This window comes from Streptomyces sp. NBC_01433, from assembly GCF_026340105.1.
In the GTDB taxonomy this organism is placed as follows: domain Bacteria; phylum Actinomycetota; class Actinomycetes; order Streptomycetales; family Streptomycetaceae; genus Streptomyces.
This window is the reverse complement of record NZ_JAPEPM010000001.1, coordinates 3065926-3082461: the sequence shown is the minus strand read 5'-3', so window position 1 is coordinate 3082461 and position 16536 is coordinate 3065926. Positions and strand designations below refer to the sequence as shown.

General features: G+C 70.4%; 15 protein-coding genes. 11 read left to right on the top strand and 4 right to left on the bottom strand.

What is annotated here, in order from left to right; translation table 11 throughout:
• The first annotated feature begins 144 nt into the window (after positions 1–144).
• A complete protein-coding gene (locus OG413_RS13890; RefSeq protein WP_266805555.1) occupies positions 145–1632 on the top strand; it encodes a DUF2637 domain-containing protein in 1488 nt (495 codons plus the stop codon).
• A gap of 103 nt (positions 1633–1735) precedes the next feature.
• Here the strand turns inward: OG413_RS13890 and lysS are convergent, their stop codons facing one another.
• The gene (lysS, locus tag OG413_RS13885) at positions 1736–3523 is read right to left on the bottom strand and encodes a lysine--tRNA ligase (RefSeq protein ID WP_266810133.1); all 1788 of its coding nucleotides are present in this window, start codon (positions 3521–3523) and stop codon (positions 1736–1738) included.
• Between the two features lie 134 nt (positions 3524–3657).
• Between lysS and argS the strand changes: the two genes are divergently transcribed.
• Positions 3658–5478, top strand: a complete 1821-nt coding sequence (gene argS / locus OG413_RS13880; RefSeq protein ID WP_266805554.1) for an arginine--tRNA ligase — start codon at positions 3658–3660, stop codon at positions 5476–5478.
• A 119-nt stretch (positions 5479–5597) separates the two neighbouring features.
• Here argS and OG413_RS13875 read toward each other — a convergent pair whose 3' ends face one another.
• Positions 5598–7064, bottom strand: a complete 1467-nt coding sequence (locus tag OG413_RS13875) for a helix-turn-helix transcriptional regulator (RefSeq protein ID WP_266805552.1) — start codon at positions 7062–7064, stop codon at positions 5598–5600.
• A 341-nt stretch (positions 7065–7405) separates the two neighbouring features.
• Here OG413_RS13875 and OG413_RS13870 point away from each other — a divergent pair, with 341 nt between their 5' ends.
• The 6 genes from OG413_RS13870 (at position 7406) to OG413_RS13845 (ending at position 11165) form a co-directional block, all read left to right on the top strand.
• A complete protein-coding gene (locus OG413_RS13870; protein ID WP_266805551.1) occupies positions 7406–8128 on the top strand; it encodes a DUF4232 domain-containing protein in 723 nt (240 codons plus the stop codon).
• 116 nt (positions 8129–8244) lie between these two features.
• Positions 8245–8745 carry a hypothetical protein gene (locus OG413_RS13865; protein ID WP_266805549.1) on the top strand — a complete coding sequence of 167 codons (501 nt, stop codon included), beginning with the start codon at positions 8245–8247 and terminating at the stop codon, positions 8743–8745.
• Between the two features lie 10 nt (positions 8746–8755).
• A complete protein-coding gene (locus OG413_RS13860; RefSeq protein ID WP_266805547.1) occupies positions 8756–9553 on the top strand; it encodes a HEAT repeat domain-containing protein in 798 nt (265 codons plus the stop codon).
• Positions 9554–9702: 149 nt separating this feature from the next.
• The gene (locus tag OG413_RS13855) at positions 9703–9945 is read left to right on the top strand and encodes a DUF397 domain-containing protein (protein WP_266805545.1); all 243 of its coding nucleotides are present in this window, start codon (positions 9703–9705) and stop codon (positions 9943–9945) included.
• A gap of 135 nt (positions 9946–10080) precedes the next feature.
• Positions 10081–10866 carry a helix-turn-helix transcriptional regulator gene (locus OG413_RS13850; protein ID WP_266810131.1) on the top strand — a complete coding sequence of 262 codons (786 nt, stop codon included), beginning with the start codon at positions 10081–10083 and terminating at the stop codon, positions 10864–10866.
• Positions 10863–11165: a DUF397 domain-containing protein gene (locus OG413_RS13845; RefSeq protein ID WP_266805544.1), complete on the top strand. Its 303-nt coding sequence runs from the start codon at positions 10863–10865 to the stop codon at positions 11163–11165. Before OG413_RS13850 ends, OG413_RS13845 begins: the two co-directional genes overlap by 4 nt.
• 38 nt (positions 11166–11203) lie before the next feature.
• On the opposite strand, the gene OG413_RS13840 is transcribed toward OG413_RS13845, so the two are convergent.
• A complete protein-coding gene (locus OG413_RS13840) occupies positions 11204–11770 on the bottom strand; it encodes a dihydrofolate reductase family protein (RefSeq protein WP_266805543.1) in 567 nt (188 codons plus the stop codon).
• 142 nt (positions 11771–11912) lie between these two features.
• On the opposite strand from OG413_RS13840, the gene OG413_RS13835 reads away from it, so the two are divergent.
• The 3 genes from OG413_RS13835 (at position 11913) to OG413_RS13825 (ending at position 15364) form a co-directional block, all read left to right on the top strand.
• Complete coding sequence (locus tag OG413_RS13835; RefSeq protein ID WP_266805542.1) at positions 11913–12698, top strand: DUF4253 domain-containing protein; 786 nt, start codon at positions 11913–11915, stop codon at positions 12696–12698.
• 112 nt (positions 12699–12810) lie between these two features.
• The gene (locus OG413_RS13830; protein WP_266805541.1) at positions 12811–13269 is read left to right on the top strand and encodes a hypothetical protein; all 459 of its coding nucleotides are present in this window, start codon (positions 12811–12813) and stop codon (positions 13267–13269) included.
• Positions 13270–13402: 133 nt separating this feature from the next.
• The gene (locus tag OG413_RS13825; RefSeq protein ID WP_266805539.1) at positions 13403–15364 is read left to right on the top strand and encodes a transglycosylase domain-containing protein; all 1962 of its coding nucleotides are present in this window, start codon (positions 13403–13405) and stop codon (positions 15362–15364) included.
• A gap of 88 nt (positions 15365–15452) precedes the next feature.
• On the opposite strand, the gene hemB is transcribed toward OG413_RS13825, so the two are convergent.
• Positions 15453–16457: a porphobilinogen synthase gene (gene hemB / locus OG413_RS13820; RefSeq protein WP_266805537.1), complete on the bottom strand. Its 1005-nt coding sequence runs from the start codon at positions 16455–16457 to the stop codon at positions 15453–15455.
• Positions 16458–16536: the final 79 nt, after the last annotated feature.

The window sequence follows — 16536 nt, the reverse complement described above, 5'->3', positions numbered from 1 at the left end:
CGGCACTTTTCCGAAGCCCGGTCCGCCCCCGCGGACCGGGCTTCGCCCCTCCCCGCGCAACGCGACCCGCACGCATGTGCCAGGCTGTGCCCGCGCCGGAGGTCGAAATCCGGGCGGAGAAAGACATCGGGGAGGGGATCGCGGGTGGCCGCGATGCAGCTGACACGCACGCACCGGATACTCATCGGGGTCGTCGTCGCCGGTGCGGTGCTCATCGCCGCGATCGGGTTCGCGGGCTCGTACGCCGCCGTGCGCGAGCTGGCGGAGCAGAAGGGTTTCGGGGACTTCGCCATCGTCTTCCCGATCGGCATCGACGCGGGCATCTGCGTCCTGCTGGCGCTGGACCTCCTGCTGACGTGGATGCGTATCCCGTTCCCGCTGCTGCGTCAGACGGCCTGGCTGCTGACGGCCGCGACGATCGCGTTCAACGGCGCGGCCGCCTGGCCCGATCCGCTCGGCACCGGCATGCACGCCGTGATCCCGATCCTGTTCGTCGTCTCCGTCGAGGCCGCCCGCCACGCGGTGGGCCGGATCGCGGACATCACGGCCGACAAGCACATGGAGGGCGTGCGCCTCACCCGCTGGCTGCTCTCCCCCATCCCCACGTTCAAGCTGTGGCGCCGGATGAAGCTGTGGGAGCTGCGCAGTTACGAGCAGGTCATCAAGCTCGAACAGGACCGGCTGATCTACCAGGCCCGGCTCCAGGCCCGGTTCGGCCGCAACTGGCGCCGCAAGGCCCCGATCGAGTCCATGATGCCGCTGCGCCTGGCGAAGTACGGCGTTCCGCTCGCCGAGACCGCCCCCGCCGGACTCGCCGCCGCGGGTATCGAGCCCGCCCTGCTGCCGCCGGTCGACGCCGGTCAGCCGAAGGGCGAGCTGCCGTACGCGTCGCAGCAGGAGCACGAGCAGGGCTACGAGCAGCAGCAGTACGGCGCCCCGCACCCGCAACAGCAGCAGCACCCCCAGCAGCACCCGCAACACCAGCAGCAGGTTCAGCAGCAGCAACTCCAGCAGCAACAGCAGTACCCGCAGCACCAGGGCCCCGGCTCCCACGACAGCCCCTGGTTCGCGGCCCCGCAGGTCCCGGACAACGCGCACGAGAGCGCGTACAACCCGACGTACGTCGAGGGCCTGGAGCCCATCCCGGTCATGATCCCGTCGGGCCCCGGTGGCCGGACCCGCCCGCTCGGCAATGTGGGCACGATCGGCGCGGTCCCCCACCCCCGCGCCGCGGAACCGCAGCCGACGGCCGGAGAGCCGCAGGAGCAACAGGCGCAGGAGCAGGACCAGGAGCAGGGCCGGCAGGAGCAACAGCAGTCCCAGCCGCCGCTTCTGCAAAAGCAGGAGCAGAGGCAGCAGCAGGCACAGCAGCAGGCTCAGGACCAGGAGCCCGACGCGGCGCAGTCCGCCCAGCTGGCCGAGGCCGAGGCCGAGTTCGTGGGCATCGCGTACGAGGTCTACGCGGCGTACACCAACCAGAACCAGAGCTACCCGAGCCTGGAGATCCTGGATATACACCTCACGGACGGGCACAACGTGCACCACCCGGACAGTGAGTCCCTGCTCCGTCGGCTGATGCCGGAGTTCAAGAAGCGCTTCGACAGCGAGATGGAAGCCGAGCACATCGCGTAACGGCTGTCCCGCGGCCGAGCACCTCGCGCGCCAACGACGAAGGGGCCGTCACCCCGGTTTCCGGCGTGACGGCCCTTTCGTTTTCGTACGAGAAACGCGACGCCTACGCGCCCAGCAGCCTGCGCACCCGGTCCGCTCCCACGGCGAGCAGCAGCGTGGGCAGTCGCGGCCCGGTGTCCCGGCTGACCAGCAGCCGGTACAGCAGGGCGAAGAACGACCGCTGGGCCGTCTTCAGCTCGGGCGTCGGCTTGGCGTCCGGCTCCAGACCGGCCAGCGTCTTCGGCACCCCGTAGACGAGCGTCGTCAGCCCGTCCAGCGACCAGTGCGAGTCCAGCCCCTCCAGGAGCAGCCGCAGCGACTCGCGCCCCTGCTCGTCCAGCGAGCCGAGCAGTTCCTTGTCCGGCTCGTCGCGCACGATGGTGCGGGCCTCGGCCGGGACCTGGGTGGTGATCCAGTTCTCGGCGCGGTCGAGGCGCGGGCGGGCCTCGTCCAGCGAGGTCAGCGGGTTCTCCGGGTCCAGCTCGCTGAGGATGCGCAGCGTCTGGTCCTCGGCACCGGCGGTGATGTCGGCGACCGAGGCGAGGGTCCGGTACGGCAGGGGGCGCGGGGTGCTGGGCAGCTCACCGGCGGCCGTGCCGATCGCGCGGGCGTACGCGGCGGCGTCGGCGGGCAGCACCGAGCCGTCGGCGACCTTGCGGCCCAGTGAGTCCCACTCGTCGTACAGCCGCTGGATCTCCTGGTCGAAGGCGATCTTGAAGGACTGGTTGGGCTTGCGGCGGGCGTACAGCCAGCGCAGCAGCGGCGCCTCCATGATCTTCAGGGCGTCGGCCGGGGTGGGCACACCGCCCTTGCTGGAGGACATCTTCGCCATGCCGGAGATGCCGACGAACGCGTACATCGGGCCGATCGGCTGGACACCGTCGAAGACCTCGCGCACGATCTGGCCGCCGACGACGAACGACGAGCCGGGCGAGGAGTGGTCCACGCCACTGGGCTCGAAGATCACGCCCTCGTACGCCCAGCGCATCGGCCAGTCGACCTTCCAGACGAGCTTGCCGCGGTTGAACTCGTTCAGCCGAACCGTTTCGGCGAAGCCGCACGCCGAGCAGGTGTAGTTCAGCTCGGTGCTGTCGTCGTCGTACGAGGTGACGACGGTGAGGTCCTTCTCGCAGTTGCCGCAGTAGGGCTTGTACGGGAAGTAGCCCGCCGAGCTGCCGCTGCCGTCGTCCTCGTCGGCGGCGCCGGAGCCCTCGGCGGCCTCCAGCTCGGCCTCGTCGACCTTCTTCTGCTGCTGGGGCTTCTTCCCGCCCTTGCCCGCAGGACCAGAACCGGCACCGGCGGCCGCACCGGGGTCCTTCTTCGTCCGGTAGCGGTCCAGGACGGCGTCGATGTCACCGCGGTGCCTCATCGCGTGCAGGATCTGCTCGCGGTACGTACCGGCGGTGTACTGCTCCGTCTGGCTGATTCCGTCGTACTCGACGCCCAGCTCGTCCAGCGCGCCCGTCATCGCGGCCTTGAAGTGCTCGGCCCAGTTGGCGTACGCCGATCCGGCCGGGGCGGGCACCGAGGTCAGCGGCTTGCCGATGTGCTCGGCCCAGGACGAGTCGACGCCGGGGACCCCGTTCGGGACCTTGCGATAGCGGTCGTAGTCGTCCCAGGAGATCAGGTGCCGCACGGTGTACCCACGGCGGCGGATCTCGTCGGCGACCAGGTGCGGGGTCATGACCTCGCGGAGGTTGCCGAGGTGGATCGGGCCCGACGGGGAGAGGCCGGAGGCGACGACGACCGGTTTGCCAGGCGCACGACGCTCCGATTCGGCGATGACATCGTCCGCGAAGCGGGAGACCCAGTCGGTCTCGGTGCTGCTCTGACTCTCGGCCACGGTCGGCACGTCCTTCTCTCGTGTAGGTCCCATCGGGGGCACCGCCCATTCTCCCAGGTACCGCCCACAGCGCGAAAACGGCTTTACACCACGTGGGATACTCGGGAGATCCCCTGTACCCCTACGGAAACGGCAGCCAGGCCATGGCATCGGTCACTTCCCTCGCTTCCACGCTCCAGCAGCAGCTGGCGGACGCCCTGACGGCAGCCCTGCCGGAGGCCGGCACCGCGGACCCGCTGCTGCGCCGAAGCGACCGGGCCGACTTCCAGGCCAACGGCATCCTCGCCCTCGCCAAGAAGCTCAAGGGCAACCCGCGCGAGCTGGCGTCCCAGGTCACCGCCGCCCTCCCGGAGACCGGTCTGATCAAGGACATCGAGGTCTCGGGCCCCGGCTTCCTGAACGTGACGCTCACCGACCGGGCGATCATCGAGACGCTCGCCGCACGGGCCGCGGACGGCGCGGGCCGCCTCGGTGTCCCGCTCAGCCTCACCGCCGGCACCACGGTCATCGACTACGCCCAGCCGAACGTGGCCAAGGAGATGCACGTCGGTCACCTGCGGTCGGCGGTCATCGGCGACGCGATGGTCCAGATCCTGGAGTTCACCGGCGAGAGCGTCGTCAGGCGTCACCACATCGGCGACTGGGGCACCCAGTTCGGCATGCTCATCCAGTATCTGATCGAGCACCCGGACGAGCTGGGCCACCAGGACGTCGAGGGCCACGACGGCACCGACGGCACCGACGGCACCAGCGACAGCGACAGCAGCGCGGGCGAAGCCGCCATGTCCTCCCTCAACCGCCTCTACAAGGCGTCGCGGGCGCTCTTCGACTCCGACGAGGAGTTCAAGGCGCGCTCCCGGGACCGGGTCGTCGCCCTCCAGGCGGGCGAGCCGGAGACGCTGGCCATGTGGCAGCGGTTCGTCGACGAGTCGAAGATCTACTTCTACTCCGTCTTCGACAAGCTCGACATGGAGATCCGCGACCCCGACATCGTCGGTGAGTCCGGCTACAACGACATGCTCGAAGAGACCTGCCGCATCCTGGAGGAGACGGGCGTCGCCGTCCGCTCCGAGGGTGCCCTGTGCGTGTTCTTCGACGATGTGAAGGGCCCGGACGGCAACAAGGTCCCGCTCATCGTCAAGAAGACGAACGGCGGCTACGGCTACGCGGCCACCGACCTCTCCGCGATCCGCGACCGGGTGCGGAACCTGAAGGCGGACACCCTGCTGTACGTCGTGGACGCCCGGCAGTCCCTGCACTTCAAGATGGTCTTCGAGACGGCCCGCCGGGCAGGCTGGCTGAACGAGGACGTCCATGCGCACCAGCTGGCGTTCGGCACGGTCCTCGGCAAGGACGGCAAGCCGTTCAAGACCCGTGAGGGCGTGACGGTCCGGCTGGAGGACCTGCTGGACGAGGCCGTGGCCAGGGCGACCGCGGTGGTCCGGGAGAAGGCCGAGAAGGTGGGCCTGTCCGAGGAGGAGATCGTCGAGAACGGCCGGTACGTCGGCGTCGGCGCGGTGAAGTACGCGGACCTGTCCACGTCCGCCGTGCGGGACTACAAGTTCGACCTGGACCAGATGGTGTCGCTGCACGGCGACACGTCGGTGTACCTCCAGTACGCGTTCGCGCGTATCCGGTCGATCCTGCGCAAGGCCGGGGACGCGAAGCCGGTCGCGCACCCGGAGCTGGAGCTGGCCCCCGCCGAGCGCGCGCTGGGCCTGCATCTGGACCAGTTCGGCGAGGTGCTGGCCGAGGTCGCCGCCGGGTACGAGCCGCACAAGCTGGCCGCGTATCTGTACCAGTTGGCGTCGCACCTCACGACGTTCTACGACCAGTGCCAGGTGCTCAGCGAGGACAACCCGCCGGAGGTCGTCGAGAACCGGCTGTTCCTGGTCGAGCTGACCGCCCGCACGCTGCACCAGGGCATGAAGCTGCTCGGCATCCGGACGCCCGAGCGCCTCTGAACGCCCGGCGGATCCGTTACGCGGACGGCGCGGCACACATGGTGTGTGCCGCGCCGTCCGCGTAACAGCGTCCGAAGCCGCGTAACCGCGTCCGAAGCCGCCGCGTTCCGGCGTCAGAATCAGAAGTCGGGTTCCACCCACTGGGCCGTGTCGTGCCGGTAGCGGTACTCGGGCCGGGTCTTGATGCTGCTCGTACGGAACAGCTTGCCGTGGTCGTCGATGCGCAGCGTCCCCTTCCGGCCCCCGCTGCTCCAGTCCAGCTCCAGGTACCAGGTGACGTCGTGCCCCTCCACGTGCGCGTCGAGGTTGAACACCTCCACGTCGGTGGAGCTGACCTGGTACGGGAAGTCCTTCGCGGGTACGACGGTGTCGCCCTGCTTCCCGGCGACCGGCTTCGAGCGCGGCCGGCCGTCGTCCAGGTCGATGTCGAAGCTCTGCGGTGTGACGCCGCTCCCGCACCCGTCGCCCATCGAGTACGCGGACCAGGGCAGCGGCGCGTTGCGTGCCAGTACCCGTACGTGCAGCCCGTTGAGGACGACCACGTCCTTCGAGGTCCCCTGGAGGGTGAGTTCGAGCATCATGGCGCCCCCGTCCACTCCGCCCAGCGCCCTCGCCCAGCCCCGGGTGTCCTGCGGTACGGGCGGCGGCGGTACGTCGTCGGGCTTCTGGTCGAGGAGGTAGTACTGCCCGCAGGGCTCCTCCCAGTTGTACGAACTGATGGTGGCGGTCACGGGTACGCCACCGGCGGCCGGTGCCTTGGGCGAAGCGGACCTCGGGGGCGTGGAACCCTTTGCCGGTGTGGAAGGCGTGGCCGGGGAACCGTCCTTGGAGGGTGTCCCCGAGGGCGTCGGAGTGCCGGTCGCCGCCAGGGCGCTCCTGTCGGCACCGGGCACCGGGGGGACGTCGCCCTCGGATGCGCCGGAGCCGTTGCGCGCGTCGTCCGCCGGTGCGCCCGCGAGGTTGCTGGCGATGAGCGCACCGGAGACGGCGAGCGCGACGACGGCGGTCGCCGCCAGCAGGACGCGCAGCCGCCGCGAGGCGAACCGCCCCGGACGGGCCGGGACGGTCCGCCCGGCGGCGGGTCCCCCGGCGAGTACGTCCGCAGGTTCATCGGCCTGTGAGTCGGCCTGCGTGTCGGCGGGTTGGCCGGCAGGTTGCCCGGCCGGTCGGTCGGCAGGCGCGTCGGACTTCGATACGGCCTCCGGCGGTGACGACGGCTCCGACACGGCCACCGGGACCACCGGCTCCACCGGAACCGCTGCCTCCGCCGGAGGCACAGGCGCAGGCACAGGCGCAGGCACCCGGCTCGCCCCCGCCTCCGGCTTCCCCGCGCCCCGCCGCCGCGCCTCATCGGCCACGATCCACCGCCGGTGCAGCGCCACCAACTCGTCGCCCGTGGCCCCGCAGAGCCGCGCCAGCCGCTCGACCGGCGCGTACTCGTTCGGCACGGCGTCCCCGTTGCAGTACCGGTGGAGGGTGGACGTGCTGACGTGGAGTCTTCCGGCGAGAACCCCGTAGCTGCGCCCCGAACGGTCCTTCAGTTCTTTCAGCAGAGCCGCGAACTCCACGGCCTCCGGCGTCGCCACTACGGCGTTCCCCCTCCTGATGCGTCCCGGAACACCGTTCCAGGGACGTGGAATCTGCCCAGGTCACCGTACGCGCAGGCGTTCCAGCATTCCCAATGGGCCGAGCGGCGTTGCGGCCGGAATCGTTCGCCCCGCAAGCTGTGACCACACCGCAGGGCAGCCCAGCACTCACCGGGAAGCAGCCGTGTCATTTCGTTTCCGCATCGAACCCATCGATGTCCTGGCGATCTGCGTGTTGATCGCGGCCACGACGGTCGTGACCCTCCTGATCCGCCATCACTGACCTGTCGGGTCAGCCTTCACACCACATCACCACGCACCACTCCACGGGGAGAAACACCATGCGCAGCAACCGCATCCGCACGACCGCCCTCGCCGCGACCGCCCTCCTGGCCGCCCTTTCGCTCACCGCCTGCAATGGCGAGGACAGCGCGGCGGGAGCCTCCGGTTCCACGCCTCCGGCGGCCTCCACCGGAGGCCAGGCGGACCAGAAGCCCTCCGCGAAGGACGATGCCAAGGACAGCGGCGGCGACACGGGAACCAGCGACGGAACGAGCAGCACCGCCGCTCCCGCCGCCAAGGCCCCGGATACCAAGACTCCGGACACCAAGACCCCGGCCAAGAGCTCCAGCTCGGGCGGCACGGCGTGCAAGGCCTCGAACACCAAGCTCACGCTCACCCCCGTGAGCCGCCCCGTCAACCACATGCTGCTCACGGTCACCAACACCGGCAGCAAGAACTGCGACGCGTACTACTACCCCGCCCTGCGCTTCGGCGAGGCCCAGTCCGTCCCGCCGGTCTACGAGGACAGCCAGCCGCAGGCCGTGGTCACCCTCGCCCCGGGTGAGTCCGGATACGCCGGTGTCATGACGTCCTCCGCCGACGGCAGCGGCACCGGCGGCTACTCGACCAAGAACCTGTCCGTCGGCTTCGCGGGCCGGGGCGGCATCTCCGACAGCACCGGCCCCGCGGCCGTCGTCCCGCTGGGCAAGAGCGTGTACGTGGACAGCACCCTGAGGGTCACCTACTGGCAGAGCGAGATGTCCGACGCGCTCAGCTGGTGAACCGCACTCCGCCGGAACACCGACCCGCCCTCCCCGAAGGGCAGTAGCTCGTACCATCGGGGAGGGGGCCGAGGACCGGGACCGGGGATCGGCACGGGGGAAGGGCGTGGTGGGTCATGCGCGGGACGACCGAACAGCCCGCCCGGCCCCCCTGGCCGTCCCGTGTGAGGACATGGGGCGCGATCGTCGGCCCACTCCTCCTGGCCTCCTTCCTGCCGCTCCTCATGGTCCTGTGGGCCGGGGACGGCGCACGGAAACTCATGACCGGCGAGTCCGCCACCGTCCGGAGCGTCGCGCGGTGCGTGGAGGGCGGCGCCGGACAGTCGGGCCCCTCCTACTGCTACGGGAGGTGGGCGTTCGCGGACGGCCACACGGAGTCCGGGAAGATCACCGGCGGAAGAGTGACCGAGGGCGACACGATCTTCGCGGGCCCCGGCTGGGCGTACGGGTCCACCTCACCGCTCCACACGAAACTCTGGATCACGATCGCCCTCTTCTGCGCCGGAGCCGGCGCCCTGGGCGTCAGTTGGGTGAGCTACCGCAGGAGCCGGGACGGCCGAGCCCCGGGCAAGGCCCCCGACGAGAATCCCGGCGACGCCGTCGCGGACACGGCTTAGCATCAGCGGCATGGCGATGTTCGTGCACCTGACACCCTCGGCGAACGCGGCGCGCATCCGCCGCTCCGGAATACGGGCCATCAGCCACGGCCGCACCGGATCACGGGGCCTCTACTGCTTCCCCGTTCTCCCCTCGTACACCCTCACCCACCAGTGGCTGCGCGAACTGGCCCGGCACTGCGGGCAAGGCCCCCTCGTCGCCGTCCACATCCGCCTGCCGGACGACGAACCCGTCACCCTGGGCCGCTACCACCTGGACCCCGCGACCACCACCGCCGCCGAGGCGGTCCGCCGCACGGCAGCCCTGGAGGACCCGCGCGGCTGGGAGGTGTTCGTCCCCCGTCCGGTCACCCGACGCGAGGTGCACCGGCTGCGCTCGGTCAAGCAGGTCACCGGCTGGCGCTACGTCCCCGACGCGCACGGCAGGCCCCCCTGCACCTGCTTCGGCTGCCGGGTACGCGGCGAGTACGGCTCACAACGCCTGCGCCGGCGCCGCCCGCACCCCCTGGACGGCCCGGCCCCCGCCACAGCGGTGCTCCTGCGCCGGATCGCCGCGGCGGGCGACCCCGGGGACCCCGCCCAACTCACGGATGCGCTCTACTGGTTCCGGATGCGCCGACGCGGCCCACTGGACCAGCTGACCCACCTGGCCGACCACCCCGCCCCCGCGGTCCGGGTGGCCCTGGTGGACGCGGTCGCCCACTGGTCGACGCCGGGCGTCGCGGACCTTCTCCACCGCCTGTCGGCCGACCCGGACGCGGACGTCCGCGAGGCGGTCGAAGACGCCACGCCGGACCGGGACGCCTGACCCGGACGAAGCCCCTGTCGAGAACCACGCACGTGCCGCGTTCGGCCAGGACGAGATCAGCGTCCTGGAACAGCGGGTATGTGATGCTGCGGAACAGGTCCTGAACGCCATGGACCGAAGCACCTGTTGGACCGGCTGCTAGGAGAGTTATGAGCACGGCACGCGAGTGGTTCAAGTCGAGCAACAGCGGCAGCGACGGCGGCGAATGCCTCGAAGTCGCCTACGACTGGCAGAAGTCGAGCTTCAGCGGAAGCGAGGGCGGGCAGTGCGTCGAGGTCGCCGCCCACCCCGCCGCCGTCCACGTCCGGGACTCCAAGAACCCCGAGGGCCCGACCTTCACCGTCGCGCCGGACGCGTGGTCCGCCTTCGCCGCGTTCGCCGGAACGGCCTGAACCACCTCACGCAGGAAGCCTGACCCGGACCCGTACAAATCTTTTGTACGGGTCGTGCGTGCGTGACGTCGGCACGTCGGTGGGAGTTCGAACCATATGCAACCCGGGAAGCGACAGCGCAAGAACGCGTCGGCCATGAAGCTCGTGGGCAAGCTCGTCGGACTGTTCCGCGTGACGGCGGGCCTGACCCAACCTCAACTGGCGGCCTCTGTCGGCGTACAGGTGGAGACCATCGCCTCCATCGAGCAGGGCAGACGCGCTCTGCTGCCCGATCTCGCCCGCCGCATGGACGTCCTGCTCGGTACGAAGGGCGCCCTGGAGACGTCTGTGGAGAACATGCCGGAGATCGACCTGATCCCGGCGTGGGCCGAGCAGTACATCGACATGGAACAGGAGGCGCTGGCCCTGTCCTGGTACGACAACCAGGTCATCCCGGGGCTCCTCCAGACGAAGGCGTACGCGGAGGCGGTCTTCCGCAACAAGGTTCCGGTCTTCAGCGCGCAGGAGATCGAGACCCAGACCGCGACGCGGCTGAAGAGGCAGGAGATCCTCAAGCGGGACGTGCCGCCGACGATCAGCATGGTGATCTGGGAAGCGGTCCTGATGCTGAAGATCCTCCCCGACGACGAGCACCGGGAACAGCTGCGTCATCTGCGTTACAGCGCCCAACTCCCCGGTGTCTGCCTTCAGGTGCTGCCCTTCAGCAGCAGCACGCACGCAGGACTGGCTGGCCCCTTCACTCTCCTGGAGACCCCGGACCATCAGCACGCCGCGTACTCCGAAACCCAGCGCGGCAGCCAGCTGATCTCTGACCCGAATGAGGTCAGCATCCTCACCCAGAAGTATGCGATGCTGCGAGCTCAGGGCCTCAGCCCCGAAGAGACCCTGCGCCTGCTGGACCGTTTACTGGGAGAGCGATGAACACCGCACTGGACTGGTTCAAGTCGAGCTACAGCGGCAGCGAAGGCGGCGCCTGCCTCGAAGTCGCCCACCAATGGCACAAGTCGAGCTACAGCGCCGACGAAGGCGGCGCCTGCCTTGAAGTCGCCTACGACTGGCAGAAGTCGAGCCACAGTAGCGACGAGGGCGGGCAGTGCGTCGAGGTCGCCGCCCACCCCGCCGCCGTCCACGTCCGGGACTCCAAGAACCCCGAGGGCCCGACCTTCACCGTCGCGCCCAACGCGTGGTCCGCCTTCGCCGCGTTCGCCGGAACGGCCTGAACCACCTCACGCACCGCACACCGCACACGCCGCACCCCTCACGCCCGGACCGCCTCATAACGCAGCTGCACCACACCGTTGCCGAAGGTCCGGGTTCCCGCCAGGCGCAGGTCCTCCCGTGTGTCCGAAGGCGCGAACAGCGGCCTGCCGCGCCCGAGCAGTACCGGGTGGACGTAGATCCGGTACTCGTCGATCAGGCCTAGACGGCGGAAGCCCGCCGCGAGGTTCGCGCCCCCGAGCGCGAGGTCCCCGTCCGCCCGCGCCCGTAGATCCTCGATCTGAGCGGCGTCGATCTCGCGCACCACGGTCGTGCCCCAGTCGGCCCGCTCCAGGGTGCGGGAGTACACGTACTTCGGCATGTCCCGCCAGATACCGGCGAATTCGGCCATCTGCGGAGAGCTCTCCGGGTCGGCGTCGGCGGTCGGCCAGAACCCGGCCATCAGTTCGTAGCTGACCCGGCCGTCCAGGAACGCGCCCACTGTGCGGAGTTCGTCGTTGAAGTGCTGGTGCAGCTCCTCGTCGACGAGGTGCCATGCGATGTCCCGCTCCGGACCTTCGAAGAAGCCGTCGAGGGACACCGACATCATCAAGACGATCTTGTTCATGGGGTACCCGCCGTTTCCGTATCCAGGAGTACGCCCTCCCGGGAACGGCCGCCGACGTTACGCCCGAGGCGCCCCCAGCACCCGCAGCCGCGCCGTCGCGCTCGCCGTCGCACTGTCAGTGGCGCCGCTTAGAGTCACGCTCATGGCATCGCTTCCGAACCCCCTGCCGTCGCTGGCCACCTCCGGCCTGGACCTCCCGCCCGGTTCCCTGGTGGACAACACCATGGACGGCACCTGGGACGAACCGCTCCTCTGGTACGCGAACGACCCCGCCACTCCCCGCACCTGGTCGGCGATGCGCGCCGCCGGGAAGCCGCTGGGGCTGCTGCCGGTGCTGATCGACGGCGGCAGGCGGGACCAGTGGCCCGAGGAGTGGGACCTCGACCCGGACGGGACGTCGTATCCCGGCGACCACGATGCCGAAGAGGTCCTCAACGACTACCGGTCGTACAACACCGAGGAGTTCGAGGACGACCCCGAGCACCTGGTCCTGGCCCCCCGCCCGGAGGCCGACGGGCTGGACGGCCCGGACTCGCTGGCCGCCGAGATCGCGGGCCAGATCATCGACGTGCGCGGCGGGGAGTCCGGTCCGCGGATCGCGCTCGTCCCGGCCCGCCGCAGCGCCGACATACCCGCGTCGATCGGCTGGACCGGCCCGATGAACCACGAGAACGACGTGGCCAGGCTCTGCGCGGTGCTCCGATCCTGGGAGGACCGGTTCGACATCCGGGTCGTGGAGCTGGGGTTCGACACCCTGGTCGTCTCGGTCGGACGGCCGCCCACGACCCCGGCGGAGGCGCGGGCACTGGCCGAGGAGCACTACGCGTTCTGCCCGGACAACATCGACCAGGGCCCGTCGGACGACCTGGCCGTCTACGCGGAGAAGTCGCTGCTCAACCAGGAGGCGTGGTCCTTCTGGTGGGACTGACCCACCGGCGTACGGGGAGGGTGTCGGCAGCACTTCCCGTACGTTCCTGAACGCCACCACGCCTCGCGGCCCCGCCGCCTCCGGCCCGACAGACAGAAGGCACCGCAGCGCCATGACCCACCCGGATGACGCGGGCGACACGGCCCACCCGGACGACGCGGACACCGCGCGACGCCTCATCGCGGAGTACCGCGCCCTGCCCGCCGACAGCGACCGCAAGCGCGCGATCATCGCCGAACTGGACGCCAACGTCGCCGCGCAGCCGTTCCTCGTCTCGGTGGTCGCCGACGCGGGCGAGTACGACCTCGCCCGCGTCGAGTGCGCCACGCTCCTGCGCCTGTGGCCACCGGCCGACCCCGCTCTTGCCCACCGCGCCGGCCGGGCCCTGCTGGCAGCGCTGAACGACCCGGAGGAGGACCTGGTGCGCCAGTACGCGGTGCTGGCGCTCGGCCCCTACGCCACGGCCGACCCGGCGGTCACCGAGGCCCTGACCGCCGCCGCGCGGGCGGACGAGGACCCCCTCGTCCAGGCCGGCGCGAGGTCCGTCCTCGAAGAGGCGGGCAGGGCCTGAGCGCTCCCACGGCCCGATGCCGCTCGGGCCACTTGTGCAGGTTGGGGCCCCCGAGACAACCTGATCGCTATCCGGAACATCTCCTCTCACAAGTCCGCGCCCCCGCTGCGGACGGTGAACGAGGAGCTGGAGCATGGCCCGACGCCCCAAACGCCGGAACCGCCACCGCGGACGCCTGATCGACTACCCCCGCCGGGGCAGAACCAGCTGGCGCCGCTGGGTCCCTTCGTGGCGGCACGTGCTGACCGGGGTCCTGCTCGGATTCAGCGCGCTGGCAGGGCTGTTCGCCGTGGTGTACGCGTCCGTCGACATCCCGGACGAGAACGCGGAGGCGCGCCGGCAGGGCTCCGTCTACTACTGGGCGGACGGCAGCCAGTTGGTGAGCGTGGGCACGGTCAACCGGCAGAACGTCACGCTCGCCGACATACCGGGTTCGGTGGAGGACGCGGTCATCGCCGCCGAGAACGAGACCTTCTACGACGACCCGGGGGTATCGGTGACGGGGCTCGCCCGCGCGGTCGTCAGCGTGGTCAAGGGCGGTGAGACCCAGGGCGGCTCCACCATCACCCAGCAGTACGTGAAGAACACCTATCTGACCCAGGAGCAGACGGCTACCCGGAAGCTGAAGGAGTTCTTCATCTCGCTGAAGCTGAACAACAAGCAGACCAAGCAGGAGATCCTCCAGGGGTATCTGAACACCAGCTGGTTCGGCCGCGGCGCCAACGGCGTCCAGGCGGCGGCGCAGGCGTACTACGGAATCCCCGCGAAGGACCTCGACCCCAGCCAGGCGGCGCTGCTCGCGGCCCTGCTCAAGGGGGCGGAGCAGTACGACCCGGCGATCAGCAAGGGCAACCACGAACGCGCCGTCGGCCGCTGGAAGTGGATCCTCGACCGGCAGGTGGAGACCGGCAGGATGACGAAGGCCGAACGGGCCAAGTACCGGGAGTTCCCCGAGCCGCGCACGGCCGCCAAGCCGACCAGCCTCGGCGGCCAGACCGGCTACCTCGTCGACATCGCCAACAAGTACATCAAGAAGAGCTCGGGCCTCACCGACAAGGATCTGGCCCGGGGCGGCTACCGGGTGCACACCACCTTCGAGAAGGACCGGACGCAGCAGCTGGAGCGGGCCGTGCGGAGCGTGCGCGAGCGCGACCTCGACCCCAAGAAGCGCCCCGAGGACAAGTACGTCGAGATCGGCGCCGCATCCGTGCGGCCCGAGGACGGGGCCGTGGTCGCGGTGTACGGCGGGGCCGACGCGACCACCCGCTTCGCCAACAACGCCGACACCGCGGGCGTCCCCGTCGGCTCGGCCTTCAAGCCCTTCGTGCTGGCCGCGGCCCTTCAGCACGGCCGCGGGATCACCCTGGAGAGCGGCTACGACAGTGAGGGGAATCTGATCTCGGGCGGCCCGCTGGCGGTGTCCACCCATCCGCCGGGGGCCGTTCCCGGCGGGGTGAAGGTCACGGCGCCGACGACCCTGAGCGAGGCGCTGATCACGTCGGCCAACGCCACCTTCGTCCAGCTCGGCAAGCACATCGGGCTGAAGAAGGTGAAGGAGCTGGCGGTCGCGGCCGGGCTGCACGAGGAGAGCCTGGCCCGCCTGGACAAGTCCTTCCCCCTCGGAACGTCCACACCGAGCGCGGTCAGGATGGCGGACGCGTACACCGCCTTCAGCAACGAGGGCATGCGGGCCGATCCCTACTCGGTGACCCGGGTGACCCGCGACGGCGAGGAGGTCGAGGGCTTCGCGAAGCCCGAGCTGCGGCGCGCGATGGACGCTTCGGTGGCGAACAACGTGAACAACGTCCTGGGGACGGTGGCCTGGACGAAACTGGCACGGGAGAAGCAGCTCGAACCGTTCATCAGGTCCCAGGCCCTCGACGGCCTCTCGGCGGGCGCGACCGGCGAGGGCGACCGGATGAGGTCGGCCTGGTTCATCGGCCACACCGAGGGACTGACCACCGCTGTCACGATGTTCCGCAACAAGCCCGGCACCCCCCAACTGCTGGGAATGCAGGGCGTGGGCGGGGACAAGTCGGACCGCGGCAACGCCTTCCCGCTCCGGATCTGGAGCGCCTACGCCACAGGGAAGTAGGCGCGCCCGCCGGGCGGGAGATCCCCCGGCCCGCGGCGGTGCGACGCCGAGGGACGCCCTCGGCGGTGCACCCGCCGAGGGACGGCCGTCAGGAGCCGCTGCGGCCCAGCCGCTGGGCGACCTCGGTCGCCCAGTACGTCAGGATCATCTGCGCCCCGGCCCGCCGGATGCCCGTCAGGCTCTCCAGAATGGCCGCGTCCCGGTCGATCCAGCCCTTCTCCGCCGCCGCCTCGATCATCGCGTACTCACCGCTGATCTGGTACGCGGCGACCGGCACGTCCACCGCGTCGGCGACCTTGGCGAGGATGTCCAGGTACGGTCCGGCCGGCTTGACCATGACCATGTCGGCGCCCTCGTCGAGGTCGAGCGCCAGCTCCCGCAGGGACTCGCGGGCGTTCGCCGGGTCCTGCTGGTACGTCTTGCGGTCGCCCTTGAGCGAGGAGCCGACGGCCTCGCGGAAGGGGCCGTAGAAGGCGGAGGAGTACTTCGCGGTGTACGCGAGGATCGACACGTCCTCGTGGCCCGTCTGGTCCAGCGCGTCGCGGACGACCCCGACCTGGCCGTCCATCATGCCGCTGGGGCCCACCACATGGGCGCCCGCGTCGGCCTGGACCTGGGCCATCTCGGCGTACCGCTCCAGGGTGGCGTCGTTGTCGACGCGGCCGTCGGCCGTCAGGACCCCGCAGTGGCCGTGGTCGGTGTACTCGTCCAGGCAGAGGTCGGACATGACGACGAGATCGTCACCGACCTCCTGCCGCACGGCGCGCAGACCGAGCTGGAGGATGCCCTCCGGGTCCGTGCCCGCCGTGCCCCGGGCGTCCTTCTTCGCGTCCTCCGGGACACCGAAGAGCATGATCCCGGAGACCCCGGCCGACACCGCGTCGACGGCGGCCTTCCGCAGGGTGTCCAGGGTGTGCTGCACCACTCCGGGCATGGCCGAGATGGCGACCGGGGCGCCGATGCCCTCGCGGACGAACGCGGGGAGGATCAGATTCGCCGGGTCGAGCCGTGTCTCGGCGACCATCCGCCGCATCGCCGGGGTCGTCCGCAGCCGCCGGGGGCGGGAGCCGGGGAAGTTTCCGTACACAGTCATCCTTCGACCATAGACCCGCGCACATCGGCGTCTTACCGACACCCGTGACGGAAAAGGCCCGGAAAAAGGCCCGGAACGA